General features: G+C 37.5%; 27 protein-coding genes and 2 riboswitches. Of the genes, 13 read left to right on the forward strand and 14 right to left on the reverse strand.

Annotated elements, in window-relative coordinates:
* Nucleotides 1-59: 59 nt before the first annotated feature.
* Complete coding sequence (locus tag MHI40_RS01040) at nucleotides 60-1,085, reverse strand: nuclease-related domain-containing protein (RefSeq protein ID WP_340761162.1); 1,026 nt, start codon at nucleotides 1,083-1,085, stop codon at nucleotides 60-62.
* Between MHI40_RS01040 and MHI40_RS01045 the strand changes: the two genes are divergently transcribed.
* The 3 genes from MHI40_RS01045 to MHI40_RS01055 are packed head-to-tail and all read left to right on the forward strand — an operon-like array spanning nucleotide 1,068 to nucleotide 2,574.
* Nucleotides 1,068-1,532: a DinB family protein gene (locus tag MHI40_RS01045; RefSeq protein ID WP_340761163.1), complete on the forward strand. Its 465-nt coding sequence runs from the start codon at nucleotides 1,068-1,070 to the stop codon at nucleotides 1,530-1,532. The two genes, MHI40_RS01040 and MHI40_RS01045, sit on opposite strands and share 18 nt — an antisense overlap.
* A gap of 2 nt (nucleotides 1,533-1,534) precedes the next feature.
* A complete protein-coding gene (locus tag MHI40_RS01050) occupies nucleotides 1,535-2,035 on the forward strand; it encodes a DNA topology modulation protein FlaR (RefSeq protein WP_340761164.1) in 501 nt (166 codons plus the stop codon).
* 29 nt (nucleotides 2,036-2,064) lie between these two features.
* A complete protein-coding gene (locus tag MHI40_RS01055; protein WP_340761165.1) occupies nucleotides 2,065-2,574 on the forward strand; it encodes a GNAT family N-acetyltransferase in 510 nt (169 codons plus the stop codon).
* Nucleotides 2,575-2,680: 106 nt separating this feature from the next.
* On the opposite strand, the gene MHI40_RS01060 is transcribed toward MHI40_RS01055, so the two are convergent.
* From MHI40_RS01060 to MHI40_RS01085, 6 genes are all read right to left on the reverse strand, one after another.
* Nucleotides 2,681-2,968, reverse strand: coding sequence for a hypothetical protein (locus MHI40_RS01060; RefSeq protein ID WP_340761166.1), 288 nt, complete (start codon nucleotides 2,966-2,968; stop codon nucleotides 2,681-2,683).
* An 87-nt stretch (nucleotides 2,969-3,055) separates the two neighbouring features.
* Nucleotides 3,056-3,697, reverse strand: coding sequence for a response regulator transcription factor (locus MHI40_RS01065; RefSeq protein ID WP_340761167.1), 642 nt, complete (start codon nucleotides 3,695-3,697; stop codon nucleotides 3,056-3,058).
* Complete coding sequence (locus MHI40_RS01070) at nucleotides 3,672-4,760, reverse strand: sensor histidine kinase (protein WP_340761168.1); 1,089 nt, start codon at nucleotides 4,758-4,760, stop codon at nucleotides 3,672-3,674. Before MHI40_RS01070 ends, MHI40_RS01065 begins: the two co-directional genes overlap by 26 nt.
* Nucleotides 4,757-5,458, reverse strand: coding sequence for a cell wall-active antibiotics response protein LiaF (liaF, locus tag MHI40_RS01075; RefSeq protein ID WP_093536515.1), 702 nt, complete (start codon nucleotides 5,456-5,458; stop codon nucleotides 4,757-4,759). Before liaF ends, MHI40_RS01070 begins: the two co-directional genes overlap by 4 nt.
* 151 nt (nucleotides 5,459-5,609) lie before the next feature.
* Nucleotides 5,610-6,248: a PspA/IM30 family protein gene (locus MHI40_RS01080; protein WP_340761169.1), complete on the reverse strand. Its 639-nt coding sequence runs from the start codon at nucleotides 6,246-6,248 to the stop codon at nucleotides 5,610-5,612.
* Nucleotides 6,249-6,261: 13 nt separating this feature from the next.
* Complete coding sequence (locus MHI40_RS01085; protein WP_093536511.1) at nucleotides 6,262-6,618, reverse strand: lmo0954 family membrane protein; 357 nt, start codon at nucleotides 6,616-6,618, stop codon at nucleotides 6,262-6,264.
* Between the two features lie 204 nt (nucleotides 6,619-6,822).
* On the opposite strand from MHI40_RS01085, the gene MHI40_RS01090 reads away from it, so the two are divergent.
* The 7 genes from MHI40_RS01090 to MHI40_RS01120 all read left to right on the forward strand — a co-directional run bounded on the left by MHI40_RS01090 (nucleotide 6,823) and on the right by MHI40_RS01120 (nucleotide 14,339).
* Nucleotides 6,823-7,911: a metallophosphoesterase gene (locus tag MHI40_RS01090; RefSeq protein ID WP_340761170.1), complete on the forward strand. Its 1,089-nt coding sequence runs from the start codon at nucleotides 6,823-6,825 to the stop codon at nucleotides 7,909-7,911.
* Nucleotides 7,911-8,513 (forward strand): DedA family protein, encoded by a 603-nt coding sequence (locus tag MHI40_RS01095; protein ID WP_093536507.1) that lies wholly within the window; start codon nucleotides 7,911-7,913, stop codon nucleotides 8,511-8,513. The genes MHI40_RS01090 and MHI40_RS01095 overlap by 1 nt, the downstream gene beginning before the upstream one ends.
* 9 nt (nucleotides 8,514-8,522) lie before the next feature.
* Complete coding sequence (locus MHI40_RS01100) at nucleotides 8,523-9,350, forward strand: undecaprenyl-diphosphate phosphatase (protein WP_093536505.1); 828 nt, start codon at nucleotides 8,523-8,525, stop codon at nucleotides 9,348-9,350.
* 332 nt (nucleotides 9,351-9,682) lie between these two features.
* Nucleotides 9,683-10,120 carry a general stress protein gene (locus MHI40_RS01105; protein WP_340761171.1) on the forward strand — a complete coding sequence of 146 codons (438 nt, stop codon included), beginning with the start codon at nucleotides 9,683-9,685 and terminating at the stop codon, nucleotides 10,118-10,120.
* Nucleotides 10,121-10,296: 176 nt separating this feature from the next.
* A riboswitch (cobalamin riboswitch) is annotated at nucleotides 10,297-10,474 on the forward strand.
* A gap of 193 nt (nucleotides 10,475-10,667) precedes the next feature.
* Entirely contained in the window at nucleotides 10,668-12,893 is a 2,226-nt protein-coding gene (locus tag MHI40_RS01110; RefSeq protein WP_340761172.1) for a ribonucleoside-diphosphate reductase subunit alpha, read from the forward strand.
* Nucleotides 12,893-13,336: a flavodoxin gene (locus MHI40_RS01115; RefSeq protein WP_340761173.1), complete on the forward strand. Its 444-nt coding sequence runs from the start codon at nucleotides 12,893-12,895 to the stop codon at nucleotides 13,334-13,336. Before MHI40_RS01110 ends, MHI40_RS01115 begins: the two co-directional genes overlap by 1 nt.
* Nucleotides 13,308-14,339 (forward strand): ribonucleotide-diphosphate reductase subunit beta, encoded by a 1,032-nt coding sequence (locus MHI40_RS01120; protein WP_093536496.1) that lies wholly within the window; start codon nucleotides 13,308-13,310, stop codon nucleotides 14,337-14,339. The genes MHI40_RS01115 and MHI40_RS01120 overlap by 29 nt, the downstream gene beginning before the upstream one ends.
* Nucleotides 14,340-14,471: 132 nt before the next feature.
* Here the strand turns inward: MHI40_RS01120 and MHI40_RS01125 are convergent, their stop codons facing one another.
* The 7 genes from MHI40_RS01125 to MHI40_RS01155 all read right to left on the reverse strand — a co-directional run bounded on the left by MHI40_RS01125 (nucleotide 14,472) and on the right by MHI40_RS01155 (nucleotide 19,383).
* Entirely contained in the window at nucleotides 14,472-14,960 is a 489-nt protein-coding gene (locus MHI40_RS01125; RefSeq protein ID WP_093536494.1) for a pyridoxamine 5'-phosphate oxidase family protein, read from the reverse strand.
* 156 nt (nucleotides 14,961-15,116) lie between these two features.
* On the reverse strand, nucleotides 15,117-15,488 hold the full coding sequence (locus tag MHI40_RS01130; RefSeq protein WP_340761174.1) for a VOC family protein: 372 nt from the start codon (nucleotides 15,486-15,488) through the stop codon (nucleotides 15,117-15,119).
* A gap of 86 nt (nucleotides 15,489-15,574) precedes the next feature.
* Nucleotides 15,575-16,078, reverse strand: a complete 504-nt coding sequence (locus MHI40_RS01135; protein ID WP_340761175.1) for a DUF1697 domain-containing protein — start codon at nucleotides 16,076-16,078, stop codon at nucleotides 15,575-15,577.
* A gap of 42 nt (nucleotides 16,079-16,120) precedes the next feature.
* Entirely contained in the window at nucleotides 16,121-16,855 is a 735-nt protein-coding gene (locus MHI40_RS01140; protein ID WP_340764332.1) for an energy-coupling factor transporter transmembrane component T family protein, read from the reverse strand.
* 1 nt (nucleotide 16,856) lies between these two features.
* The gene (locus MHI40_RS01145; protein WP_340764335.1) at nucleotides 16,857-18,233 is read right to left on the reverse strand and encodes an ABC transporter ATP-binding protein; all 1,377 of its coding nucleotides are present in this window, start codon (nucleotides 18,231-18,233) and stop codon (nucleotides 16,857-16,859) included.
* A complete protein-coding gene (locus MHI40_RS01150) occupies nucleotides 18,220-18,801 on the reverse strand; it encodes an ECF transporter S component (RefSeq protein ID WP_093536484.1) in 582 nt (193 codons plus the stop codon). Before MHI40_RS01150 ends, MHI40_RS01145 begins: the two co-directional genes overlap by 14 nt.
* Complete coding sequence (locus MHI40_RS01155; protein ID WP_340761176.1) at nucleotides 18,802-19,383, reverse strand: YkoF family thiamine/hydroxymethylpyrimidine-binding protein; 582 nt, start codon at nucleotides 19,381-19,383, stop codon at nucleotides 18,802-18,804.
* A gap of 80 nt (nucleotides 19,384-19,463) precedes the next feature.
* Nucleotides 19,464-19,570, reverse strand: a riboswitch (TPP riboswitch).
* Nucleotides 19,571-19,791: 221 nt separating this feature from the next.
* Here MHI40_RS01155 and MHI40_RS01160 point away from each other — a divergent pair.
* The 3 genes from MHI40_RS01160 (at nucleotide 19,792) to MHI40_RS01170 (ending at nucleotide 23,700) form a co-directional block, all read left to right on the forward strand.
* A complete protein-coding gene (locus MHI40_RS01160; RefSeq protein ID WP_340761177.1) occupies nucleotides 19,792-20,751 on the forward strand; it encodes a 2-hydroxyacid dehydrogenase in 960 nt (319 codons plus the stop codon).
* 145 nt (nucleotides 20,752-20,896) lie between these two features.
* Nucleotides 20,897-21,787 carry a LysR family transcriptional regulator gene (locus MHI40_RS01165; protein ID WP_340761178.1) on the forward strand — a complete coding sequence of 297 codons (891 nt, stop codon included), beginning with the start codon at nucleotides 20,897-20,899 and terminating at the stop codon, nucleotides 21,785-21,787.
* 248 nt (nucleotides 21,788-22,035) lie between these two features.
* Complete coding sequence (locus MHI40_RS01170) at nucleotides 22,036-23,700, forward strand: ABC transporter substrate-binding protein (RefSeq protein ID WP_340761179.1); 1,665 nt, start codon at nucleotides 22,036-22,038, stop codon at nucleotides 23,698-23,700.
* The last annotated feature ends 11 nt before the right edge of the window (nucleotides 23,701-23,711 follow it).

A 23,711-nucleotide genomic window follows, 5' to 3' on the forward strand; every position in this document is an offset into this window, starting at 1 on the left:
GTAATAATGAGCATGTTAGTTGGAATAGTAAAAAAATTCCACAAAAAAGACCGCCAAAATTAGCGGTCGTGAGACATCACGTAATGTCTGAGTTTATGATTATTCACTGGTTGGAGGGGAAGCTTATTTAATAAATAGTTTCCAGCATGCTTGTCCTTCAATTCAAGGAAGTAGACACATTCACGGTTTGTAATAGAGTCTTTCATTAGGTAAAACCAATCTTCAACGGCCTGTTGCTGGAGAAGGAGTTTACCCACTTTGCAAGTGGGGCACTTTAACTGACCACTCACTTTCCTTTTACAAATAGGGCATATCAAACCGGTTTTCACATCAGCAAGTTTCACTGGATATGTTTGTGCTATTGAAGGAGGGATATATTCAAAGGATTTAGCAGCAAGTTGCCTGGATAACTGATTGAATTTGGTGGTTGATAGGACATCGGGCAACTGATTATAATCATCCATATAGATGGAGATGTCGCAGCCCATAACAATTGTGGTATATTTTGGAGGAAGTACTACATGTGTTTTACTGTAGGCAAGAACAATGATTTTTTTTATAGGAAGATCTATTTTTAATTCCTTTAGGAGTACCTGGAGCTTTTTTGTTTGACGTGTTATTTGCTGTTCGGGGCATTTAAAGGGAGTGACTTCGCCGTCAAACTCTCTTATAAGTTGATCAGGATTTTTTTGAAAGGCAATTTTCCCTCGGATGTTTTTAATTTCTAAAAGAGCTATATATTTCTTTGTGAGAATAAGCGTATCCATTTGGAGATAACTGTTGGAATCTATTTTAATGTGGAGGTCTTTAAGTATGGCATAGCTTTTAGGGAAGGGAACCTGTTTGAGAAAGTTATCCACATAGCATTCTCCGTGAAATCCTGCTTCTATTGCTTTAATACGTTTCTCTACTTCTATATAAGTAGGGTGATAGATAGGTAAACGTTGTAGAATTCGCCTGTAGATTGGAATCGACTTTGGAAATTTGCGTGGTATATCGATGACACATTCCTCCTTTTCAATGAAAATACCATTTTTACAAACATATAACAAGTAGGGGATGAAAACATGGAAACGTTGAATCAATTAAATTTTGCTCGGGTTTATACATTAGGAAGAATTAGTCAAGTAAATGAAGCTTCGTGGGATATACAACCTACAGGATTCAATAATACTATTCGGTGGAATGTAGGACATATTTACGTGAATGCTGAGATACTAACGCAAAGAGCAATTCCAACCTATGAAATTGTACATCCGGAGTGGGTAACACTGTTTGTTCCGGGAACAAAACCAAGTGATTGGAATGTGGAACCGCCAACTTCAGATGAACTAGTCAGTGCTTTAAAGGAACAAGCGGAGCGAATAAAGGTTGCGCTAGACGATCAGCTAGCCAATATTTTAATAGAGTCGATGTCTATAGGGAAGCTCCATGAAATGAAGACAGTTGAGGCACTAGTGCAATTCTTGGTTTGGCATGAAGGCGTACATGCTGGAATTATCCACGCATTGAACCGTGCAACAAGTGATTGACGATGAAAATTTATATTGTAGGCTCAGTGGGAAGTGGCAAAACTACCCTTGCTCGTAAAGTTGCAGCCCAACTTCACCTACCACACTTTGAAACGGATAATTTCGTATGGAACCATCAGCTAACTGGTGACATCCGAAATGAAATAGATGTTAGAAACCAACTATTTATCAATGCCGTTAAACAAGAAAAATGGGTAATAGAGGGCGTTCACATCGACTGGACAGATGAGGCGTTACTCGCAGCAGATCAAATTGTTTTCTTAGACATCCCTGTGAATAAAAGAACATGGCGCATTATTAGAAGATACATTCGTCAACTTTTAAAAATAGAAAAGGGTAACTACAAACCGACCTTTACTATATTCCGGAAGATGTTCCAGTGGAACACGTACTTTGAAGAACAAATGAAACCAGCGTTCATGCAGAAATTTGAAGTCTACGGATCGAAAGTGCATTACCTTTATACAAATGAAGATGTCGAAGATTGGTTTCGGGAACTTTAAATAAAAAAATGGGATGGCGGTTTGTTCAAATGAATATATTTATTGAAAAATTACATGTGGCAGACGAAGAAAATTTGTTTAATTTTGAACTTGAAAACAGAACTTTTTTTGAGGAAATGGTACCTACGCGTGGAGATAATTTCTATAACCCAGAGAATTTTAAAAAAATCCATAAAACTTTACTTGAAGAACAAGTTAATGATGATTCCTATTTCTATTTAATAAAAGATAGTGAAAGCTCAATTTTAGGCAGAATTAATTTAGTCGATATTGAGAAAATGGATAAAATCGGTTACCTCGGTTATAGGGTGGGGCAGGCACACATAGGAAAGGGAATTGCCAATACAGCATTGAAATTATTAATAGAAACAGTAACTGGGAAGGGCATAAAACAGATTAAAGCCAAAACAACAACTAATAACATAGCATCCCAAAGAGTTTTAGAGAAAAATGGATTTGAAAGAATAGAAACTAGTAGTGAAGAGTTTGAAATGAATGGTCAGATGCTGAAATTTGTTTACTATATTTTAAAAATCTAGTTTTACATATGGTTTTTTTGAAGTCGAGCAGTTTTACTAAGGATAGCATTTGTTTTATACACCCCCAAAATAACTAAATAACTTTAATGAGCCAAATAAAAAAGGATCACCATCTTCTAAAATGGTCATCCTTTTTTTTCATTGTATCTATTTCCTTTATCAAATAATCCAGTTTACTTTGTATATCTGATAACTGCTGTTGATTTGCTTGCTTTTTTTGTTCTACATTCTTTTCTTCTTGAGCCAGCTCCGAAAGGGCAATGCCTTCGCCTATGGTTTCAATAATGTACCCAATCGTTACAACAACAGTACCTAGAAATCCTACTTTTGCAGCTAGATTACCCTGTTGCTCACTCTCGTTCTCCTGCTGTTCATTAGGGTCTAGTGGGTTCATGCGCACTAACATCCTTTATGCTATCTTTTTGTCCCGGTTTAACAGGAAGTTTTCCTTTAATAGCATATGATGGCGATAATGAATTAGTTATTTTTTTGTGGGAACCATTTTATGTTCAAATGCATAAATTACGGCTTGTGTACGATCACTTACCTCGAGTTTTGATAATATATTACTGACATGCGTTTTTGCTGTTTTTAATGCTATAAAAAGAGTGTCTGCTATATCTTGATTTGTTTTGCCTTCTGCCATTAGTAAAAGTACTTCATGTTCTCGGTCTGTTAAATCCTCATGGAGAGCATGATCCGATCCTTGACGCATACGCTTCATCATTTTATTGGTTACTTCAGGTTCTAATACAGCATCTCCATTCAAGGTTTTACGTATAGAATCTGCAATATGAGAGGCTTTTGACGTTTTTAACAAATAACTGATAGCTCCAGCTTCGAGTGCTGGATACACTTTGTCATCATCTATAAAGCTGGTGACTATCATTACTTTCGCTTCTGGCCATTGTTGAACAATTTCCCGTGTAGCTTCTGCACCATTCATAATCGGCATAACCATATCCATCAAAATAATATCGGGTTTGTGCACTAGAGCCATATCCACAGCTTCTTTTCCATTTACCGCTTCAGCGACTACTTCCATATCAGGCTGTGCTTGTAAGTAAGCGGAAACACCAATACGTACCATTTCATGGTCATCCGCTAATAAGATTCGAATCATTTTTTTGCTCTCCTTTCTCCAACTGGATTGTTTCAATATCTATCTTCTCAATCGGTAGCTTCACTTCTACAATTGTACCTTGAGAAGGAACAGAAACAATTTTACTTGTTGCACCAATTTCCACAGCTCTCTCTTGTACACTTTGTAACCCGTAAGAGCCATTTTTGGAATCGACCTGTTCAAATCCTACTCCATTATCTTGAACTCGGAAAATAGCAAGATTATCTCGTTCCACGAATAATATATCGACTTCAGTCGCGTTTGCGTGTCGTAGTGTATTGGATAACGTTTCCTGTGCAATTCGGAAAAGATGATCCTCTGCTCCTTTTGACAAAGGGACATCTTCTAAGCGATAACGAATCGTGAAAAATACTTTTTCTTGTAATTCTATAAGTAGTTCTTCCAAACCTTCTTTTAACGTTTTATCATGAAGGGCTGCTGGACGGAGATGTAGTAATAATGCTCGCATTTCTAATTGTGCTTGTTGAACTATTTTTTCTGTTTGTAACAATGTTTTTGGGGCTTTTTCATGTTGTGATTCTTCTATTTCTACCATAGCAGACAAAAGCATAGACGCAGCGAACAATTGTTGAGATACGGAATCATGTAGTTCTCTAGCCAGTCGCTGTCTTTCTTGCACGATTCTCTCTTGAATAACTCTATCTTGGTCCTCTGCTTTTTCATTCGTAATGCGTTGTAATGTCTTACGCTGAGTTATGATAAGTTGCTCTAACTGTGTTGTAGTAACATGTAATCGTTTAGAGTACGTATATTTCCTCTTTGTTGGTTCAAATGCCTCGGCCGCTAGCAAAGGGCGAAGGCTAATATCAATCTTCTTTTCCTGATCTCGAACCTTTAGTAGTGTATTCAGTGAAAAACTAAAACTTATAATAGCAAGAATGATAATAATCCAAGCACCAAAAGGCACCTCTGCGTACTTTGATTCTAATAAGGACCACCAAGCATTTTCATTGGGCCAACCCCATAGTGCATAAAGCAAAAGTGCTGCAAGTGATAATAAGGTGAAAAAAATAGAGAAACCTTGCCCCAAAATAATTTTCATTTGCGGATCACCTCAATATCCCCAATCCATGTGGATACAGTAATGACTAGCTCTGAAGCATACAGAACGTCGTCTAAATAACCATCTTTCACTAGAACAGATTGGTTCCATAGACGTTGAACGCCACGACCAAAGATGTCCGCCTCTCCGATTATCGTTGCAAAATGTAGTCTTACTGGAATTTCGTATGGTACATAGATGGTCACCTTTCCAAGGGACTGGCGAACGGAAACAAAAGATAGGCCTTTTGGCAATACTGTTTGTGTTACATCAATCACTTGTTCTCCATAAAAGCTTTGCACATGGACATCTTGCCACTCGTAAGCATTAAAGGGAGTTGTTTGAGAAGAGAATAACTTATTCTGTATAATACTATTTGGAGTTTCTTTATATACTGTGTCAAATGGACGGACCATATGTTGAATAGGTTCATTTTTCCAGAGTTTATACAGGATGTACCCCATTATAGCGAGAAGTAGAAGTCGCAAACTCCACATAGAAAAAATCGCTATAATCAAAAGAATAAATCCAGTCCAAAATAAAAAGCGGGTACGTTTTCGCAAGCTAAAATACATCATCCCGATGCCAAGAAGAACTAATACAATACTGCCATTCCCGAAAATTGTAGCCTCTATGAACATAAGGAAAACAAAACAAATGAGTATAAAAGCTAACTTGTTCGTTTGGTTTTCTTTCATAATGAGTATTCCTCCTTCTTCGCATTAGGTGAAAATTCCATCAGCGGGTTCCGCTAATGGCTAGTTGAACCTGGATAAAGGAGAAGGCGAGTGCCTCCTCCTCTTTAATGCCTGCTACGCTTTTCCATCTGTCTTGCGTCTTTCCTCTAGTTTACACAATTTCTTCTTTAGTTTGTGCATTTTTTTCTAACATTTGTAAACGCTGTTCCATCGAAGTGACTTCATGCTCTTTTTCAATCTTTTGGCCCAGACGTTCGATGTACTGTTCCATGTCTTCGAAAGTACCGAAATTCTTTTCTTTTTGTTCAGGTTGTAGAATTCGATCCATTTGATGGTGTGCACGAGTTACATTTTCTTTTCCCATCAATTGTAATTGGCGAACTTTCATGTCTTTAATTTTATGTTTCATCTCTTCGTATTTACGTTCTAAACCGAAAAGCTCTTCCGTTGTTTGGTGAATACTGTTCTGCAGTACAATGGCACGTTCTTCGTAAGCTGTTACTTCAGCTAAGGCGAAAGCAGCTAAGTCTTCCTCACCACTTGCAGTTGCTAGATCTACTTGGTTTTTACGTTTTTCAACCATCTGCATCGTTTCCACTAATTCTTTTTCAAGTTCTTGCTTTAAGTTTCCTTGACGCTCTAACCATTTACCAGTTTGTTCTGTTTGTTTCTCTGCTTCCCTAATATATTGGTTAAGCATTGCAATCGGATTTTTTTCTTCTTTTTTGTCAAAAAGCTTGTGTAAGTCTGCTTCTATTGAGTATTTTAGTCTGTTTAATAGTGATGTCATTTTCATTTCCTCCTTATTTTGAAAGCTCGTTCCATTGTTTTTCAAAGTTTACAAATGGGTCATCTGTTTTAACGATTGAAGATGAAAAATTTACTTCTTCGTTGTTCCATTTTTTCACTACATACCAAACCGCTAGAATTGCTAAGATACCGAAGAATCCAGGCACGTTTACAACGGCACTGATTAAACCAAGGATTCCTACGCTTGCCCAAAAGATTTTCAAGAAGGTTGAATCACTCTTTAAGTAAAAATGTACCCCTGCAAAAACGATTGCTGCGGAGACCCCAAGAGCTAAGAGCGAACCTAAGTTAGCTAATGCTACAATCCCTGCAATAATTCCTAGTGTTAATAAACCAAATCTTTTTTTCATATATTTGTTCCTCCTCTCGTTTGTATTACAAGCTTACCAATATTAGAAATGAATCCAAACGGGCTTAGAATTGATTTTCTTATCGGTCTTGAGCCTTAGGGGTACTAAGACATTTTCTGCTATACTTATGAAAAAGTAGTCAGGAATCTACTCGTTATCCGATACTTTGTTAAGTGAAAAATACATACATTGGAGAAATGATACATGAAAAGAATCGCTGGAGCAGCAGTAGTAATCCTCTTATATTCTGCAATCGTATTTTACTTTGGCTGGGGAGTTGCCAAGTGGTTAGATCTTTATCTCCCTATAAATACTTGGTTATTTAGTTTTGTCTGGGGAATACTTGCTTTTGGATTTTTCATTGGGAGAATCAGTCATAAGTTGCGACTCTTTAGTATAATAGGGTCCTACTGGTTTATTGTCATGCAGTATGGGATTATTCTTTTCCCAATTGCGACCATACTTTTGTGGATTTTCCCAACACATCTAAATTTAATAGGATGGTTAGTTTGTGGGATTTTCATCTTTGTTTTAATATTTGGCACATATAACGCATACACACCGGTAGTTCGTGAGCTTTCTATTGTAATGCCGAAAAAGGGCTCTAAACCAGATTCTATTAAAGTAGTAGTTGCATCTGATTTCCACCTTGGTTTATTATCCAATAAGGCACATTTAACTCGCTTTGTGAAAAAAGCAAATGCTCAGAAGCCAGATTTAGTGTTGTTAGCAGGAGATTTAGTCGATGATGATCCAATTTGGTTTGTGGAAAAAGGTATGTCCGAAGTTATGAAACAGCTACAATCTACGTATGGTATATACGGGGTGCTTGGAAACCATGAATATTATGGAAAGAAAATTCCTCTATTAGTAGAAGAGATGGAAGCATCCAACGTTCACATGTTATTAGATGAAACTATTTTAGTAGCAGATTCGTTCTATTTGACGGGTCGTGAAGACATAACGAACAAAAACAGAAAGCAATTATCTGAGTTAGCTCCGGAAGAAAAGGATTTACCATGGTTTGTAATGGACCATACACCGTCTAATTTATTAATACCTGAGAACGAAAAAGTAGATTTTCATGTGTCCGGTCATACACATCTTGGGCAAATGTGGCCCAATCATTTATTTACAAGAAGGATTTTTGAATTAGATTATGGGTATAGGCAAAAGGGAAGTTTACATGCAATTGTATCTTCTGGATTTGGTTTTTGGGGACCACCTATAAGGTTAGGTAGTCAATCAGAGCTATGGTCAATAAACATTAAGTTAGAGGATGTGGAAGTATAATGGAAGCATGGATTACAGACTGGATGAATCAGTTTGGTTATCTAGGAGTATTTTTATTAATTTTAGCAGAAAATATTTTCCCGCCAATTCCTTCTGAAGTGATTTTAACCTTGGGAGGATATATGACAACGATGACTAGCATGACGAAGCTTGGTATTATTATTGCTTCCACGGCCGGTTCTGTCATTGGTGCGACTATCTTGTATGGTATCGGGTTACTTTTAGATGTGGAGCGGTTGGAGAAAATTGTTGGGAAGTATGGTAAGTTCCTACGATTAACGATTAAGGATATTCATAAAGCCGACGCTTGGTTTGATAAATATGGAGTCTGGGCAGTCTTTTTCGGAAGATTAATACCACTGGTGAGAAGCCTTATTTCAATTCCTGCAGGGATGTCGAATATGAAGTTTGGATTATTTCTTCTATTTACGACACTTGGAACGTTAATATGGAATACAGTATTAGTCTCGGTAGGAGCGGCGGTTGGAGATAACTGGGATGAAATTGTTGGATATATGGATATTTACTCCAATATTGTATATACCATTATAGCTATTTGTGGTATTGCATTTCTGATTTGGTACTTTAAAAAACGAGATTAAGGAGATTTTATGGAAATTTTAGAGTTATTAAAAGCACTTATACTTGGATTTGTAGAAGGAATGACAGAGTTTGCACCGGTATCGTCTACGGGACATATGATTATTGTCGATGATATGTGGTTGAAGACGGAAGATTTTTTAGGGAAATATTCTGCTAATACATTTAAAATTGTTGTTCAATTGGGTTCTATTTTAGCGGTAGTAGTAGTGATGTGGAAGCGATTATTCAGTTTAGTCGGCTTGTATAAAATTGATACAGAAGAATCGAGTAAACAGTTCAACTTGCTTCATGTTATAGTTGGGATTATTCCAGCAGGAGTATTGGGAGTTCTATTAGAAGATTTTATCGATAAGAATTTATTTGGTGTAGAAACCGTAATATTTAGTCTTATAGCGGGTTCTATTTTAATGATTATTGCAGATAAATTTGGACCGAAAAATCCTTCTATCGTAAGTCTAGATCAAATTACATATGCACAAGCTTTCAAAGTAGGTTTAGTACAATGTCTTTCGTTATGGCCGGGGTTCTCACGTTCAGGTGCTACCATTTCTGGTGGTGTATTATTCGGGATGAATCATAAAACAGCAGCAGACTTCACATTCATCATGGCTGTTCCGATTATGGCTGGAGCAAGTTTGATATCTGTTTTGAAAAACTGGGAAGATATTGATATGAACCACTTGAGTTTTTATATAGTAGGATTTATTAGTGCATTTGTTTTTGCACTTATTTCTATTAAGTTCTTCTTGAAATTAATCTCACGCGTTAAATTAATGCCGTTCGCAATTTATCGCATTATTTTAGCAGTGGTTCTTGCAGTTATCGTATTTCTTTAAATAAGTTGGCGAATTTTGTTAAGTAGTTCGTGGAGTAGGACTAAAACTATAGGGAAAAAGCATTGCCTCTGGCAGTGCTTTTTTTGAGTGGATTTGGTATGGACTACTTAGTGAAATAAGAAAAGCACGTCTCTCTTTAAAAGAAAGAATTTGTTAAGGAAAAAGGATGAATATTGGATAATGATTGTCCCTACTACTGGTTATTTATTTTGAAATAAAAGATTGTGAACGTGTTCACTTAAATTATATAGGGATTGAAGCTTTAAGGTGTCTAGAAGAACTAAAGATCGGGTAAAGAATACATAGGAAAAGCAATCAGGAGGTAATTTTTAATGAAGAATCATATTGTTGGCGTATACGAAAATGAACAACAAGCAGCTGAAGTTGTGGAAGATTTAAAAGCGAAGGGCTATACAACCGAAGAAATTTCAGTTATTGCTAAAAATATAAATGAAACATCTGAAATCGCACAGGAATTAAAACCCTCCACAAAGGATGGAGCAATTGTTGGAGCTGTAACTGGAGGAGCAATTGGAATAGCAGGGGTGATAGCAGGGTTATCCACTATATTAATCCCAGGGTTTGGTGCTGTGTTGGCTGCAGGTCCAATTATTACAACAATTGGCGGAGCAGTAGTAGGAGCCAACTCTGGTTCTGGAGGATTAAAACATGCTCTTATGGAAATTGGAGTTCCAGATAATGAAGCTGAACTCTATTCGAATGAAGCACAGGATGGTAAAATCCTGGTATTTCTTCACCCTAAAGAGTGAGGGTCGATTGAGTGGTCAAAAGTAATGTTTGCAAAAATAATATCAAGTGATTTTAGCTAAAAATCGCTGAATCACTTGATGTATTAGTTCCCCTAGAGAATTGACAGCTTGAATTAGGAGTTGCTCAGTTAAACACAATATGTTAGATTATATAAATGAACTAAACACAATATATAGTATGTTAACGATGAAAAGGTACCTTTATGGTTTAAAAGGGAATTCGGTAAAATGCCGAAGCTGTCCCCGCAACTGTAAGTGTGGACGACTGTTGAATAGCCACTGCGAGTGATCGTGGGAAGGACAACAGAAGGATGAAACACGAGCCAGTAGACCTGCCTTTTCATCGGTAAGCAACACTTTCTTCGGGGGTTGAGAGGTGGGAGCGAAGGCCTCTATCTCGAATGATTGATATGTCTTGTTGTATCCTACACTTTTAATTTTGAGCGATGTCTCAGCCGAAGATGGCTGTGTCATCGCTTTTTTTGTTTTGTGGTTTGGAGGGAAGTGCCACATAACTGTAACCGTTTAAAAAATAGGAGGAATTCAAATGACAATCATCTCAAACACAACGAAACAAGAAGTCCTACATAATCTAACAAAAGAATTTGGGGAGGAAAAAATTACTCCTCTTATAAAAACACATGAAAGATGGATGCAAAAACACCCGGAAGGTACAATAGCTGCTTGGTCGAAGTCAATGTCACTAGAAGCATTAAGTTTTCTAGATGAACAAGAAACGTACTGGACCTTTGTAGCAGCAAGAGTTCATTTAGCGCAGGTGTATGAACAAGTAGCTGAGAGAAGAAACACAACTGTGGATGCAGTGTACACAAAGTTTGCTAGTAATGTTCAACTGTTAAGTGATAAAGGCATTTACGATAAACGTCTTAAACAAGCATACTCACTACAAGAACTAGAGCAGCTATCTGAAATCCTCGTACAGGAAAGAGATTATTTATTTACTTATATCGGTCTAAAAACACTATTAGATCGATATGTAGCGAAGGACTTTGATAAAACAATAGTCGAACTGCCTCAGGAACGTTGGCTTATTATTGCAATGACACTGATGAAGGATGAGCAAGAAAATCGTTTAGAGAAAGTAAAAGAATCCTATTGGGCGATGAGCAACCTATATATGACAGTAGCAACACCAACACTATCTAATGCAGGTAAGCCTCATGGACAGCTCTCTAGCTGCTTTATCGATACGGTAGACGATAGCCTTCAAGGAATCTACGATAGCAATACGGACGTTGCAACCCTATCCAAATTTGGCGGGGGTATAGGTGTGTATATGGGCAAAGTGCGTAGCCGTGGATCTTCTATTAGAGGTTTTGTTGGTGCTTCCAGTGGTGTGCTTCCTTGGATTAAACAACTTAATAATACAGCAGTAAGTGTTGATCAGCTTGGGCAACGCCAAGGGGCAGTAGCTGTGTATTTAGATGTTTGGCATAAAGATATATTTACATTTTTAGATTTACGTTTAAATAACGGTGATGAACGACTACGAGCGCACGATATTTTTACTGGTGTATGTTTGCCCGATTTATTCATGGAGAAAGTCGATGCTAGAGAGGAATGGCATTTATTTGACCCTCATGAAGTTCGTCAGCTTAAAGGCTATTCTTTGGAGGACTTTTATGATGAAAAACGTGGCGATGGATCATTCCGCCAAAAGTACGAGGAATGTGTTAGCGATCATCGCTTGTCTCGTGAAACTGTTCCCGCTATCGACTTGATGAAGCGAATTATGCGTTCTCAGCTAGAGACAGGAGTACCGTTTATGTTTTACCGCGATGAAGTCAATCGCAGCAACCCTAACAAGCATGCAGGGATGATTTATAGTAGTAATCTTTGTACGGAAATTTTCCAAAACCAAAGTGCAACTACATTTGAGTCGATTCAAATTGAAGACGATATCATTGTCACTCGTCGTAAACCAGGGGATTTTGTCGTATGTAATCTGTCGTCTATAAACTTAGGGAATGCAGTTCCGGCAGATGTATTAGAAAAGCTTATAAAAATTCAGGTTCGGATGCTCGACAATGTGATTGATCTAAATATGATTCCAGTTCCTCAGGCGGAACGTACAAATTCTAGGTACAGAGGGATTGGGCTTGGGACATTTGGATGGCATCATTTACTGGCACTAAAGAGTATTCGCTGGGAGTCTGATGAAGCGGTTGAGCTTGCGGATTCATTGTATGAAAAAATTGCATACTTAACGATTAAAGCTTCTGCGGAGCTTGCGAAGGAAAAAGGGGCATATCCATTATTTGAAGGGTCAGATTGGCAAACAGGAGTTTATTTTGACAATCGTCAATACGATAGTAAAGAGTGGAATGAATTACGGGATATTGTAGGGGAAAGTGGGATACGGAACGGATATTTAATGGCAGTTGCTCCGAACTCTTCAACATCGATCATAGCTGGAAGTACTGCAAGCATAGATCCTATATTCCAGAAGTCATACTCGGAAGAGAAGAAGGATTATAAAATTCCGGTCACTGTACCAGATTTGAATTCTGAGACTACATGGTATTATAAATCAGCGTATTTCATCGATCAGCATTGGACGCTTAAACAAAACGCTGCACGCGGGCGTCATATCGACCAAGGAGTTTCATTAAACCTATATGTGCAAAACACAATCAAAGCAAAAGAATTATTAGATTTACATCTAGATGCATGGAATAGCGGGTTGAAAACAACTTATTATGTGCGTTCCACTTCAGTTGAATTAGTAGATTGTGACTCTTGTTCAAGCTAATGAAAGCGATCATTTGCTATTTAAGCTATAGCGGTAATACCGAGGAAGTAGCGGATCTATTGAAGAAGCAATTGGAAGCCGGCAACTTTGAAATAGATATGTATAGTATTGGCTATGGAGCAGTACCAAATTTGTTTGAATATAACCTTATTTTTCTCGGAACTTTTACTTGGGATAAGGGAAGCACGCCCGAGGAAATGAAGGACTTTGCAAGAGAAGTTGGTGACAAGCCTAACAATGTCTATATCTTTGGGACTGGGGACACACAGTTTGGTGGAGATGATTTGTTTTGTAATGCTGTAAACAAATTAGCTCGTTTCTATAACAGTGATTATCCGGGTTTGAAAATTGAGCAATCACCGAGAGGCAGCCAGGAGAGGCTGGTAAGTAAATGGTTAGAAGGAGTTTTGGAACATGCAGAAGGCAAAAACATTAGAACCTAGAAATCCGAACAAATCGACAGGAATTTTCAACGGCCAGTCAAGTGGAATATTAAATTGGAACGATATTGCGTATCCACACTGGCATAAGATGTACAAGCGCTTGCTAGGTAATTACTGGCAGGCAGATGAGATCAATATGTCCAATGATATAAAGCAGTTTGCAAGCCTTAGTCAGTCGGAGCAGGATGCCTATTTGAAAATTATTGGCTTGCTTGCGACATTGGATGCACCTCAAACACGTACAGCACTGTTATTATCGCTTTACGCAACCGACCCGTCAGTCCAATCAATCATGGCTGTAATTGCACAGCAAGAAGCGGTGCATAATGAAAGTTATTCGTATGTATTATCTTCTATCGTATCGCTTGATCAGCAAAATAAGGCATTTGAATTTGGGAGAACAGACGAAATTTTACTCAAGCGAAATAAAAACATCGCGAAGTATTATAATGACTTTGTAGAAAACCCGACGACAGAAAACATATTAAAAACGTTAACATACACTACCTTATTAGAAGGACTGTTTTTCTATTCAGGCTTTGCCTATTTCTATAATCTTGCTCGCTATAACAAGATGGTTGGGACTTCTACAATGATTAGCTATATAAACCGAGACGAGCTAGAGCACGGACGATTTATATCGGAACTGTTTAGAGCAACTCTTTCTGAAAACCCTGAACTGAATAACGAAGAGCTAATTGAATGGGTATACGAACAATTTAAAGAATCCGTAGAGTTAGAAATAGAATGGTCGGAGTATGTATTGGCTGATATCGAGGGAATTGAATTAGAAGAAATGCATGGGTATATTAAATACCGTGCTAACAAAATGTTACGTTTAATCGGTTTGGAGGAAATATATCCTGAATATGTAGAAAACCCAATGAAATGGATACGTGCCTATGCAGATAATATTGATGGAACAAAAACAGATTTCTTTGAACAAAAATCCCGTCAATATGTAAAAGTAAATGCTATTGATAATGGATTTGATGATCTTTAATATAATAGTGGAAACTATTAATGGATTAAAATACGGATAACAAAAAATTGCTTTATTGAACTATTACATACGTTCAATAAAGCAATTGCTATTTTTCGTGAGATAGACTGTTAACATAGTGGCCTAGAAGTTTTAAAGTTTTAAAGTTTCATTTGTACTCTTACCAGGTTCAACAGGCTCTTCTTTGCCTACTACTTTTTTCATGAAATTATATGCAGACTTGATCATTGATCCTGTCTCCCAATATTCGGCTGTTTCAGATTTTACTTTAATCAGTATCAGTCGAGGGTCCGTATAATCCATATCAAACATCACTTCATAGGCTTTATTCCAAAACTCTTTTTTCTTATTAAGGTCATCGACAATTTCAGCTGTTCCACTAATCGACGCATACGATTTTTCCGAAATGATAACGTTGACGTCATCATTTGTTTTGATTTCTTCATATTTATCGGTATCCGTACGTGTTAAAAACCATAAATCACCGTCAAATTCTACCTCTTGTAATTGCATCGGACGTGCTACTAAGCGGTTTTCCGGACTGTGTGTTACAAGCATCGCGACCTTGGCACTTTTGATAATTGATTTTAGTGCATCTAAAGTTTCTGGTGTATTTGTCATGAGAAATTCCTCCTTAATAATATATAGATAAAATCCCCTTATTTCGCAACAATAAACTTATTCTGAGCTTTTTTATAAAGATGGTTATTTGACTTTATAAATGAATTACAAATAGCCCATATTTCATTATGAAATATGGGCTATTATTATATTAAATCAAGAAATCCACTCTAATATTTCGATACGATTGCCAAATGGATCGTGTATATATATCCGATTGGCTCCGGGTAAGTCGACATCGACTATAAAATTCACATCACATTCAGCTAAATGTGCTTTTAAAGCATCTAAATTTTTTACTTGAAAAGCAGGGTGAGCTTTTTTAGCTGGTGCAAATGGCTCTTCAATACCGATATGGATTTGATAAGAGCCGAAACCAAACCAAACGCCACCCCGTTTTTTTAGAAGTGCAGGTTTTTCTACTTCCGTAAAACCTAAAATTTCCCTGTAAAATTTTCTTGCGATAGATTCAGAATCCTTTGGAGCTGCTAATTGAACGTGATCGATTGATTGAAATACAAATGACATCGTTAATCCCTCCTTATACTTTCATTGTATGGGAAAGATAGTTATAAGAATAATTTATAAAATTCATCATTATACATAAAGAATACTTATGACATTTTTGCAATTATTTTGTTAACCGTATTTTTATTGCGAGCTGTGGAGGGAATCCCGAGTTTACGCTCAAAAAAAGCATTCGTAAACTTTGTTTGATGATAGGTTTTAGAAAGACTAATAATCACGTTTCGGTTTTTCCAAACAACAAATTCATCATCTATTAAACCTACAAGCATTTCTTGTTGCTCCTCCGAAATTTCCTGTGTTAAAAACATCACATACACTTGGTCTTTGTAAAAGATAGGATGCTGCTGAATCTCTTCCAACTCTTCTTTTGAACGGATTGTTACAGGTATTTCAAATCCATAAGATTCTAGAAGAGCTACCTCTAAAGAGGGGCCATCAATAACAGACTGTTCCACTATTACGTTTCCAGTCTGAATATAGGTTTGTACATTTTCATAACTCATCTCTTCAAAAAGAGATTTTAAGGATTTCATATCTACCTTATTTTTAGCACCGAGATTGATCCCTCGTAGCAATATTACTGATGGCATCCAACAACACTCCCAACTGTTTTAAGAAATTCTACTTCTATTTTAACCAAGCCAGAAGGAGTTCGTACAGCTTAAAACTAATACAAATAAAAATAGTACTCCTAAAAAAGCATCTACTTTATCAACTAAGATCTCATGAAAGAAACCACCTCTCCGTTCTCCTGTAAAGCCCCTTGCTTCCATGGCAAATGCTGATCGCTCGGCTTTACGGACAGCACCCGCAAGCAAGGGAATAAGGACTAGGCGAGTATCCAACAAACGCTGTAAGGCATTTTTTTTCTGAACAATTCCTCTCAACCGTTGTGCCTGCTGAATTTGTATAAATTCGTCTTTTATAACTGGTAAAAACTGAAAGCCTACTAAAATGCCATAAGCTATTTTAGGGGATAGTTTTAATTGTTGCATTAAACTTAATATGAACGTAACGGGATTAGTTGTTAAAGCAAACAATAGAGACAAACTTGAAAAAGCTAAAACACGGAAGCTCAAAGAAAGTGCATGGTGTAGCTGGAGTTCTGTCACATGAACAGACCCGATTGACCAAATGATAGGACCGACCGTTTCCTTAGCAAATACAAGTGTCGTCCAAAAATAACCAAAAGACATTATAAAAAATGGAATCATAAAGAATAGCCACTTCTTCCAATCAGTTTGACTGAACAATATTTGCATTAAAAGTACACCAGCCCAAAATAGAAGGGGGGTCACTGGATCAAAGAAAAAAGCCATCGTGAACATGCACACAGTGATTAAAACAAACTTCACGGAAGGATTCATTCTATGCAAAAGACTTCTCACATTGCATCAGTCCTTTCGGTGGGAGTAAATGATGCTCCAGTAATAACTTTTCGTTCTCCCAAACGGCTAACGCAGGAAACTTCCCAGTTAAACTACCATCCTCCATCAATATAATAGAATCTGCTAGACAATAGGCGAACTCCATATCGTGCGTAACGATTAAAAATGTAGTGCCATCATGAGCACGCTCATCTATTAGTTGATATAGCTCTGATAATGCGGCAGCATCCTGACCTGAGGTAGGTTCATCCATTAAAATTACTTCTCTCCCATCACAAAGCATTGCGGCAATGGCTACCCTTCGTTTTTGACCATGACTAATAGAAAAAGGATGTGAAGCAGCAATGTCCATTAGTTTTAATCGCTGCAACATGTTATCCACACCATATCCACCGCCATATGCCACTTCATCTTGAACAGTCTTAGTAAGAAACAAAAACTCAGGTGATTGCGGAACATAGCCTAAGAACGTCGGTTCTACTAATCCATTTCTAGGAATCAAATGACATAAGGCCTTTAATAAAGTTGATTTACCACTACCGTTAGGTCCAGCAAGAATGGTAATTTCTCCGCGCTGTAAAGAAAATGAGGCGGGCTTCAAAAAATTTTTTGTCTCTATTTCTGTTGCTTGAATGGAAATATCTGGTTTTATAGAAGTCGTTCTTTTAGGAAGTATGGATGGTTCATCGCTTTCGCTCAAAGGAATGATCCTGTCAAAAAAATCTCCCCATAAGTCCAAGCGATGTTCAATTGCAACAATTGTCATTTGCCGATTTTGCTGTAGCTGATCCAACCATTCTATATATCTTTTAGCTGTATAAGGGTCCAAATGAGCGATTGGTTCGTCTAACAGCAAAATCTCGGGCTCCATAATAAGTGCACATGCAGTAGCGATTTGTTGCTTCTGCCCACCTGAAAGCTGTTGAATAATAGAATATCGAAAGTCAGTTAAATTTGTGAGAGCAAGTACCTCTCTTATTCGATTCTCCATCTCTTCACGTTTCACCTGCAAATTTTCTAGCGTAAAAGCAAGCTCCTCTTCCACTGTTTGCATACAAAATTGCGCATCTGGATCCTGAAAAACGGTAGCAATTCGATGATTTATTTCCCCGGCAATGAATGTCCGACTATCCTTCCCAAATAGCTCAATATTGCCCGTTAAAATACCATCGCAATTATCGGGATATAATCGATTGCACAAGTAAAGTAGTGTCGTTTTTCCACAGCCGCTAGGACCAGTTAACACAACCCTGGAACCTTTTTGTACTGCAAATGAAAAGTCAGTCAAAGTCCATTTTTCCTCATCTGGATATCGAAAGCTGACCTTCTCAAACGAAATGACGTCATGCACGAGCATCACCTTTTTTCGGTCGTGAAATAGCGTATCCTCGAAGAGAGCCTGTTGCTAGTAAGCCATCGGCAACCGCTTTACCTCCAACACCAGCAAGGAGAGCTCCACTCAATATGCGAATGCCAAGCATCAGCGCAACATAACCAGTACTGAATACCGTAAAGCCACCTAACAAATACCCGTAGGCAAAACTAAATACCGAAGATCCCACACCCGCTAGGATTAGAATCCAAATATCAAAGCGTTTGTATCTAGTTGCAGCAAATACTGCTTCTGCCCCTAAGCCCTGAATAACACCTGATAGAATTAGTCGGGGTCCAACGGCATTTCCTAACAACACCTCAATGGCAGCGGCGATTGTTTCTGAAATAACTGCAGCACCTGGCTTTCGAATAATATACATACTAATAATAGACACGATAAACCAAATCCCAAAAATCCATTCATATGCAATCGGACCTATAAATCCAGCCCAAATATTACCGACATGCAAGAACAATAAATACACAATGCCAAATACAACGGCAAGTAAAGACATTAACACGATTTCTTTTAGCTTCCATGATTTCAGCATTTAACGACCTCCATGAGAGGGGCTGTTAATACTCATAGAAACGGTCATAACCAAATGCTTATGCTCATCTGAGCGGGCATTCGTGAATGCTTCTTCATAAAACGCAAACACATCATGAATATCTCCATGAATACCACTCGCATAATGCATGGAATCATTAAACACACCTTGTGCTTTAGCACGATCCACTTCACGGTAAATAATGTCCATATAACTCGGGTTATTCATCGGGTATAGAGCAAATTGAGAAGATACATATTGTTTTGTTATATCTGTGTTGGCAATTATATCGCCTTTGTCTAGATAGACATCTCCTGCAGAATCACCGGGGCAACCAGCGGAAAAAGTACCGGACAGTGCAATATGTTCTCCTGTTTTAGCAGCATGCAATGTAATTGCTTTTGCCACATTAAATACATGTACTTGTTTGCCACGAATAACCGTCGACACATCATCTGTGTGCATCCACACATTCGTCGCATCCGTCTCCTTCAAAGCACCTTTAATCACTTTGATAAAATCATTTGTCATCGGATGTAACGAAAAACGAAATCCGATAATTGGGCTCAATCCACACTCCATTTAAAAAACCTCCCTGTATTTTTTCATAAAAAAAGACCACATCCGTGAAGATGCAGCCACTTATCCAATACAAAAATATTAGGGAAGTCACCGCACTTCCTCACGCAGGTATTATCCTGATCGAGTTTTAAGGGATCGGAGCAAAATGCTCGCATCTCAGCCAAAGTGGGCACCCCTAGTGCGCAAAACGGTATGTAGTTTTTAATATGCCCAAAGTATAACGTAGCTATTTGAAGTTGTAAATATGTTTGCAAAATTTCCTACTTTCGTCCATGCTTTATCTAACCCGATTGTTTGAGGGCTGGGTGAATCATAATGGATATTTGGAGAAACACCGGAATGTTGGGGATAATCACCCGAAAGCACCAGAGAAACACAAGAATCCATAACTCGAGGGAGGATAAAGTTTTGAAGAAAATATACATAACTCGTAAACTACCCGAAGAAATCATTGAGCCTTTAAGAAAAAAGTTTGATGTACAAATGTGGCATAGCGAAACTATTGGAATGACAAATGAAGAAATAATAACAAATGCTAAAGACGCGTACGCTCTATGGACGATGTTATCCGATAATATCGATCGTACACTAATTGAAAGCCTTCCAAATTTAAAAGTAATTAGTAATTTTGCAGTGGGCTATAACAATATAGACATAGAGGCAGCAAAAGACCGTAGTATTGTCGTAACAAATACTCCGGGAGTATTAACAGAGACAACAGCAGACTTAGCATTTGCTTTACTATTAGCAACTGCTCGAAGAATAACAGAAGTAGAACAAGAAATTCGTTCGGGTAACTGGGATTCCTGGTCACCAATGCAATATACAGGAATGGACGTTTTCGGTGCAACACTCGGTATTGTAGGAATGGGACGTATAGGGGAAGCGGTTGCTAGACGTGCGAAAGGCTTTGATATGAATGTGTTATATCATAATCGCTCTAGAAAACTAGATGCAGAAGAAACGTACGGCTTTACTTACGCGGAATTAGACGAATTACTTAAGCAATCTGATTTTGTCATTCTATTAACTCCACTTACACCTGAAACAAAGGGACTTATAGGGGAACGTGAACTTAATATGATGAAAGAAACTGCAGCAATTATTAATGTCGCACGAGGTGGCATAGTAGATGAACAAGCTCTTTATGAAGCACTGGCGTCGAAAAAGATATGGGCTGCAGGACTAGATGTATTTGAGCAAGAGCCTGTACCGGTGGATCATCCTCTACTAACTTTACCTAATGTAACGGTGTCTCCCCATATCGGTAGTGCCAGTATCCGCACTCGCCAAGCGATGATGCAAATGAATGCAAAAGATATAGAAGCAGTTTTAGAAAATAGAGAACCTCAAAATAGAATTCTCTAATACTTAAGTAGTGGTCCTCATATGCAGGGCCACTCTTTTTGTTTACTTGAAATGATGATCGACATCAGTAAGTGCAAATGATAAACTATAATGAAAACGATTATCATTATCAGTAGTGATATTCATATAAAAGGGAGTCAGTTGCATGCTAGATAAAATGCAAATGTTTATCGTTCTAGCTGAATGTCGTTCATTTACAGAGACGGCTCGTAGAATGTTTTGTTCTCAACCAACAATTAGTCATCAAATTCAACAGCTAGAAGAAAAATATAAGACCATATTAATTCAACGTAAAAATAGACAAATTGAATTAACAGAGCAAGGGGAAGTTTTTTTACAATATGCTAGGAAAATATTATTACTAGATAAGCAAATGGAACAAGAATTGCACCAAGTAAATTCTCCACTTTCCGTACACATAAGTCATTACATAGCTGAAAAATATTTTGCGACTATTTTACCTCTCCATATAGATGAATTTGAACAGCAATCATTCTCCATTAAAAGCAATTGTTATGAAAGCCTTAAGGAAAAGTTACTTCTTGAGAAAACAAATTTTGCAATTATGCCAATCTATGAGAATGACTCAGAATTTCAACAAGCATATAAAGTGGACTTATTATTTGAAGAGGAATTATTTTTAATAATGCATTGCAGTCATCCGCTGGCAGGAAGAAAAGTGATTTACGCACGAGATTTAAAAAACCAAACTCTCTTACTACCAGAAAACTTGTATTTGCAACAACTAATCAAAGATAAAATCGATCAAAAGAATGCACAAGTCCAATATATGCAGATGACGAATTTTGAAATTATAAAACAAGCTGTCTTGTCTGGTATGGGTATTTCTTTTTTGCCCTTAAAAATAATAGAGCCTCTTTTAGGTCAGAACAAGATTATGGCGAAGTCGATTCATGGACTTTGTATTAAACGTCAAAATGCAATTGTATCTAATCCACAAAAAATGCTAACCCAAAGAGAGTTAAATTTCTGCAAATACGTCAAAAATCAATTTATACATATGGAAAGCCTTTGAGTGCCAATAGAATGAACTAACCCAAGCTTCTTATAGCTTGGGTTTTTCTATATTTTCAAATCTAGTTTGCAACTATTAATAAAATGAATAATACTATTTATTTATTTTATTGATAGCGCTTACTTCCATGGAGCTAGGTGAAAAGTCGATATGTGAATTATAAATGATATTGAGAATCATTATCGTTGGTGTTAAAGTACGAAGGCAGGAATAAAAAATCAATTATTTAATAAAAAGGAGAAAGCATAGTGTATAAAGGGATTAAAAAATTATGGGGCTTACCGCTTATACTATTAGTGTTTTTAGTAGCAGGTTGTTCATCGAATGAAGCTAAAGGACAAGCTGATGAAACAAATTTAGAAGGTGAAGGAGCAGTAACGGAACAAGTAGCAGAGTTAAAAGTGGGGATTCCATCAGATGTTGGTCCATTAAATATATATACCGGAAACGTCGACTGGTTAACTGATTTAGTATATGACAAATTATTTTCACCATCGCCATATGTAGATGAACCGATTCCATGGTTAGCAGAGTCTGCAGAGCAACTTGATGATACAACTTGGATTGTAAAGGTACGTGATGGTATAAAGTGGCATGACGGGGAAGACTTTACGGCAGAAGATGTCAAATTTACATATGAATACTTCCGCGATGGTTCAGCCAACCGCCATACACATCATGTTAGCGAAGTACCGAAAATTGATGAAATTGAAGTTGAAGAGGATGGAAAAACGGTTCGTTTTGAGTGCGCCTATGCTTGTCCATCACTAGCGAGTATTACCTTTGCCGATTTGCCGATTTTACCAGAGCACATTTGGAAAGATGTTGAAAATCCACGTCAATATAATAAGTTAGCTGTAGGAACAGGTCCTTTTGTTTTAAAAGAATATGAAGCAGACCAGTATTACAAATTTAAAGCGAATAATGAATACTTCATGGGTGAACCAACAGTTGCTTCCATAAATATGCCGATTATAAAGGATGCAACAGCTATGTTTAACGCATTACGTGCAGGTGAGATTGATGCATCTACGCGTACAGTACCAGCTGAATTACAAGATTCATTTAAAAATACCGAGGCGATGAAGTTAGCAAAAGTATCTCCATTATCTATTGTCCAATTCGGTTTAAATTATGAACGAAAGCCATTTAATACAGAAGAGGTACGCCGAGCGGTATCTCTAGCGATAGATCGTCAAAGCATTGTTGATACTGTGTTATTAGGTCAAGGACGTGCTGGTTTAACTGGATATCCTCACCCGGATTCTCCGTGGACAAATCCAGATTTATCGACACCATATGATATAGCGAAAGCAACAGAAATTCTAGACTCACTTGGCTACAAAGATACAAATAATGATGGTTTTCGTGAAACACCAGAAGGTGAAACGTTACGGATGAATACAATTGTTTCTGCAAGTGAACCTGTTTATGTGCGTGTAGCTGAAATGCTGAAGGAGCAATTAAAAAATATAGGGTTACAGTTTGAAGTAGAAGCAATGGATGCTACGACTTATGCAGCTGCCAATTCAGAGGATAATTTTGATACATATGTTAGTTTAATAGGTCCGCATGGTGTAGCAGATCCAGATCAATTCATTATGTCTCATCGTGCATCATATCTATGGACGAAAGATATAGCCTATCCTGCTATGGATACATTGATTGAAGATTGGATGGCGGCATCCACAATTGAAGATCGTAAAGCAATTTCATTTGATATGCAGGAGTTATACAATAACCAACCTACTGCGATTGCCCTTTATTATCCGGAGGAAGTTTTCGCTTATAACGCTACGGTGTATGACCAATATGTAGAGTCTTTAGGTTACGGGATTGTGCACAAATATTCATTCTTACCAGAAGAAACGCGTCAAGCTGTTTCGGCAACAGCCCCAAAATTTGTGGAATAAGGAGAGTTGTA

Origin of the sequence: Psychrobacillus sp. FSL H8-0510 (assembly GCF_038008345.1) — a bacterium.
GTDB lineage: Bacteria > Bacillota > Bacilli > Bacillales_A > Planococcaceae > Psychrobacillus > Psychrobacillus psychrotolerans.

Coding starts and splice junctions, on each gene's coding strand:
- MHI40_RS01045 (WP_340761163.1), top strand. CDS start 1,068: ATGGAAACGTTGAATCAATTAAATTTTGCTCGGGTTTATACATTAGGA.
- MHI40_RS01050 (WP_340761164.1), top strand. CDS start 1,535: ATGAAAATTTATATTGTAGGCTCAGTGGGAAGTGGCAAAACTACCCTT.
- MHI40_RS01055 (WP_340761165.1), top strand. CDS start 2,065: ATGAATATATTTATTGAAAAATTACATGTGGCAGACGAAGAAAATTTG.
- MHI40_RS01060 (WP_340761166.1), bottom strand. CDS start 2,968: ATGAACCCACTAGACCCTAATGAACAGCAGGAGAACGAGAGTGAGCAA.
- MHI40_RS01065 (WP_340761167.1), bottom strand. CDS start 3,697: ATGATTCGAATCTTATTAGCGGATGACCATGAAATGGTACGTATTGGT.
- MHI40_RS01070 (WP_340761168.1), bottom strand. CDS start 4,760: ATGAAAATTATTTTGGGGCAAGGTTTCTCTATTTTTTTCACCTTATTA.
- liaF (WP_093536515.1), bottom strand. CDS start 5,458: ATGAAAGAAAACCAAACGAACAAGTTAGCTTTTATACTCATTTGTTTT.
- MHI40_RS01080 (WP_340761169.1), bottom strand. CDS start 6,248: ATGACATCACTATTAAACAGACTAAAATACTCAATAGAAGCAGACTTA.
- MHI40_RS01085 (WP_093536511.1), bottom strand. CDS start 6,618: ATGAAAAAAAGATTTGGTTTATTAACACTAGGAATTATTGCAGGGATT.
- MHI40_RS01090 (WP_340761170.1), top strand. CDS start 6,823: ATGAAAAGAATCGCTGGAGCAGCAGTAGTAATCCTCTTATATTCTGCA.
- MHI40_RS01095 (WP_093536507.1), top strand. CDS start 7,911: ATGGAAGCATGGATTACAGACTGGATGAATCAGTTTGGTTATCTAGGA.
- MHI40_RS01100 (WP_093536505.1), top strand. CDS start 8,523: ATGGAAATTTTAGAGTTATTAAAAGCACTTATACTTGGATTTGTAGAA.
- MHI40_RS01105 (WP_340761171.1), top strand. CDS start 9,683: ATGAAGAATCATATTGTTGGCGTATACGAAAATGAACAACAAGCAGCT.
- MHI40_RS01110 (WP_340761172.1), top strand. CDS start 10,668: ATGACAATCATCTCAAACACAACGAAACAAGAAGTCCTACATAATCTA.
- MHI40_RS01115 (WP_340761173.1), top strand. CDS start 12,893: ATGAAAGCGATCATTTGCTATTTAAGCTATAGCGGTAATACCGAGGAA.
- MHI40_RS01120 (WP_093536496.1), top strand. CDS start 13,308: ATGCAGAAGGCAAAAACATTAGAACCTAGAAATCCGAACAAATCGACA.
- MHI40_RS01125 (WP_093536494.1), bottom strand. CDS start 14,960: ATGACAAATACACCAGAAACTTTAGATGCACTAAAATCAATTATCAAA.
- MHI40_RS01130 (WP_340761174.1), bottom strand. CDS start 15,488: ATGTCATTTGTATTTCAATCAATCGATCACGTTCAATTAGCAGCTCCA.
- MHI40_RS01135 (WP_340761175.1), bottom strand. CDS start 16,078: ATGCCATCAGTAATATTGCTACGAGGGATCAATCTCGGTGCTAAAAAT.
- MHI40_RS01140 (WP_340764332.1), bottom strand. CDS start 16,855: ATGAATCCTTCCGTGAAGTTTGTTTTAATCACTGTGTGCATGTTCACG.
- MHI40_RS01145 (WP_340764335.1), bottom strand. CDS start 18,233: ATGCTCGTGCATGACGTCATTTCGTTTGAGAAGGTCAGCTTTCGATAT.
- MHI40_RS01150 (WP_093536484.1), bottom strand. CDS start 18,801: ATGCTGAAATCATGGAAGCTAAAAGAAATCGTGTTAATGTCTTTACTT.
- MHI40_RS01155 (WP_340761176.1), bottom strand. CDS start 19,383: ATGGAGTGTGGATTGAGCCCAATTATCGGATTTCGTTTTTCGTTACAT.
- MHI40_RS01165 (WP_340761178.1), top strand. CDS start 20,897: ATGCTAGATAAAATGCAAATGTTTATCGTTCTAGCTGAATGTCGTTCA.